A 3,354-nucleotide genomic window follows, 5' to 3' on the forward strand; every position below is an offset into this window, starting at 1 on the left:
CGCGCTGGACACCGACGACGTGCGTGCGCTGGCCGAAGCCGGCGCCGAGATCCGCCGCTGGGTGGAAGAAACCCCGTTCCCGGCCGACCTGGAACAGGCCATCGCCGCCGAGTTCGAAAAGCTGACCGCCGGCAACCCCGGCGCTTCGTTCGCGGTGCGCTCGTCGGCCACCGCCGAAGACCTGCCTGACGCGTCTTTCGCCGGCCAGCAGGAAACCTTCCTCAACGTGGTCGGCCTGGCCGAAGTGCTGGCCAAGATGAAGGAGGTGTTCGCCTCCCTCTACAACGACCGCGCCATCAGCTACCGCGTGCACAAGGGCTTTGCCCATGCCGACGTGGCGCTGTCGGCCGGCGTGCAGCGCATGGTGCGCTCCGACCTCGGCGCCGCGGGTGTGATGTTCACCATCGACACCGAGTCGGGCTTCAAGGACGTGGTCTTCATCACCTCCAGCTACGGCCTGGGTGAAACGGTGGTGCAGGGCGCCGTCAACCCCGACGAGTTCTATGTGCACAAGCCGGCGCTCAAGGCCGGCAAGGTGGCCGTCATCCGCCGCAACCTGGGCTCCAAGCTCATCAAGATGACCTTCGCCTCGCCCGAGGAAAAGGCCGCCAGCGGCAAGCTGGTCAAGACCGAGGACACGCCGCCCGAGCAGCGCAACCGCTACTCGCTCAACGACGCCGACGTGACCGAACTGGCCAAGTACGCCCTCATCATCGAGGAGCACTACGGCCGCCCGATGGACATCGAATGGGGCAAGGACGGCGGTGACGGCAAGCTCTACATCCTGCAGGCCCGCCCCGAGACGGTGAAGAGCCAGTCCGAGGGCAAGGTCGAGCAGCGCTACAAGCTCAAGGGCGACACCAGCAAGAACACCGTGCTGGCCGAAGGCCGCGCCATCGGCCAGAAGATCGGTACCGGCCCGGTGCGCCTGGTCAGCTCCATCACCGAGATGGAACGCGTGCAGCCCGGCGACGTGCTGGTCACCGACATGACCGACCCCAACTGGGAGCCGGTGATGAAGCGCGCCAGCGCCATCGTCACCAACCGCGGCGGCCGGACCTGCCATGCGGCCATCATCGCGCGTGAGCTGGGCATCCCGGCGGTGGTGGGCTGCGGCGACGCCACCGAGAAGCTGAGCGACGGTGCCCTGGTCACCGTGGCCTGCTCCGAAGGCGACACCGGCTACATCTACGACGGCCTGCTGGACACCGACGTCTCCGACGTCGAGCCGGTCGACCTGCCGTACTGCCCCATCAAGATCATGATGAACGTGGGCAACCCGCAGCTGGCCTTCAACTTCGCGCAGATGCCCAACTCGGGCGTCGGCCTGGCCCGGCTCGAGTTCATCATCAACAACAACATCGGGGTGCACCCGAAGGCCATCCTCGACTATCCGAACATCGATGCCGACCTGAAGAAGGCCGTGGAGTCGGTGGCCCGCGGCCATGCCAGCCCGCGCGCGTTCTACGTCGACAAGCTGGTCGAGGGCATCGCCACCATCGCCGGCGCCTTCTGGCCCAAGACGGTGATCGTGCGGCTGTCCGACTTCAAGAGCAACGAGTACCGCAAGCTCATCGGCGGCTCGCGCTACGAGCCGGACGAAGAAAACCCGATGCTGGGCTTCCGCGGTGCGTCGCGCTACATCAGCGGCGACTTCAGCGATGCCTTCGCGATGGAGTGCGAAGCGCTCAAGCGCGTGCGCAACGACATGGGCCTGACCAACGTCGAGATCATGGTGCCCTTCGTGCGCACGCTGACGCAGGCGCGCAAGGTCAACGAGATGCTGGCCGAGCACGGCCTGCAGCGCGGCCAGGACGGCCTGCGCCTGATCATGATGTGCGAGGTGCCCAGCAACGCCATCCTGGCCGAGCAGTTCCTCGAGTACTTCGACGGCATGTCCATCGGCTCCAACGACCTGACCCAGCTCACGCTGGGCCTGGACCGCGATTCGGGCCTGGAGCAGCTGGCCGGCGACTTCGACGAGCGTGATCCGGCGGTCAAGGCCATGATCTCGCGTGCCATCGCCGCCTGCCGCGCCACCGGCAAGTACGTCGGCATCTGCGGCCAGGGCCCCAGCGATCACCCCGACTTTGCCGACTGGCTGGCCCAGGAAGGCATCGTCTCGATCTCGCTGAACCCCGACACCGTGATCGAGACCTGGCAGCGCCTGGGCGCCGTCAAGTAAGGCCGGCGGCACGCGCCCCTTGCGGTCCGGCGGTTGCAGGCGGAGCCAGGGGGCGCGGTCTTGAAAAGCACGCCGCACAGCCTCGACGCAGGCGCCTTCGAGCGGCGCCTGCACCGGCGCTACGGTCTGTTTGCGCTGGGCGTGCTGGTGTTCGTCGCGCTGTTGGCCTGGGCCGAGCGCTCGGGCTTTTCGCGCGCCTGGATCGGCACCATGTTCCTGGTGGCCACGGTGGCGGTGTACGCCACCATCGGCCTGTCGTGCCGCACCACCGACGAGGCCGAGTACTACGTGGCCGGCCGGCGCGTGCCGGCCTTCTACAACGGCATGGCCACCGCCGCCGACTGGATGAGCGCCGCCTCCTTCCTGGGCATGGCGGGCGTGCTCTACCTGCAGGGCTTCGGCGGCCTGGCCTACCTGCTGGGCTGGACCGGGGGCTTCTGCCTGGTGGCGCTGCTGCTGGCGCCGTACCTGCGCCGCTTCGGCCAGTTCACCATCCCCGACTTCATCGGCGAGCGCTACGGCGCGCTGCCGCGCTTCATCGCCGTGGTGGCGGTGCTGCTGGTGTCCTTCGTCTACGTGGTGGTGCAGATCTATGGCGTGGGCCTGATCACCTCGCACCTCACCGGCTTCAGCTTCGAGGTGGGCATCTTCGTCGGCCTGGGCGGGGTGCTGGTGTGTTCCTTCCTGGGCGGCATGCGGGCCGTCACCTGGACGCAGGTGGCGCAGTACATCGTGCTGCTGATCGCCTTTTTGCTGCCGCTGACCTGGCTGTCCATCAAGCAGAACGGCAGCTGGCTGCCGCAGCTGACCTATTCGCAGCAGCTGCAGCAGGTCACGCGCATGGAAGAGCACCTGCGCAACGACGCGGCCGAGCAGCGCGCCCAGGCCGCGCTGGAGCGGCGCGCCACCAGCGCGCAGCAGAAGCTGGCCGACGTGCCGGCCGCGATGAAGGAAGACGCCAAGCGCCAGGCCGAGCGCATCCAGGCGCTGAAGGCCGAAGACGCGCCGCTGCGCCGCATCCAGCAGGCCGAACGCCAGCTGGCGATGGCGCCACGCAACGAAACCGATGCCCGCGCCGCCTACGAGCGCGAGCGCGACGACTCGGCCCGCCAGGCGCTGCCGCTGGGCGGCATGGCGCCGCAGGCCGAGCCTTATGCCTCCACCCAGCC

Annotated in this window: 2 protein-coding genes; both read left to right on the forward strand. The window is 68.2% G+C overall.

Annotated elements, in window-relative coordinates; translation table 11 throughout:
• The coding region (ppsA, locus tag ABNT58_RS28545; protein WP_348756732.1) for a phosphoenolpyruvate synthase at positions 1 to 2,185 on the forward strand (2,185 nt) is incomplete at its 5' end.
• A 60-nt stretch (positions 2,186 to 2,245) separates the two neighbouring features.
• On the forward strand, positions 2,246 to 3,354 hold a 1,109-nt coding region (locus ABNT58_RS28550), incomplete at its 3' end, for a VC_2705 family sodium/solute symporter (RefSeq protein WP_348756733.1).

The sequence above is a fragment of the uncultured Aquincola sp. genome (assembly GCF_964001545.1).
Classification (GTDB): Bacteria; Pseudomonadota; Gammaproteobacteria; order Burkholderiales; family Burkholderiaceae_C; genus Aquincola.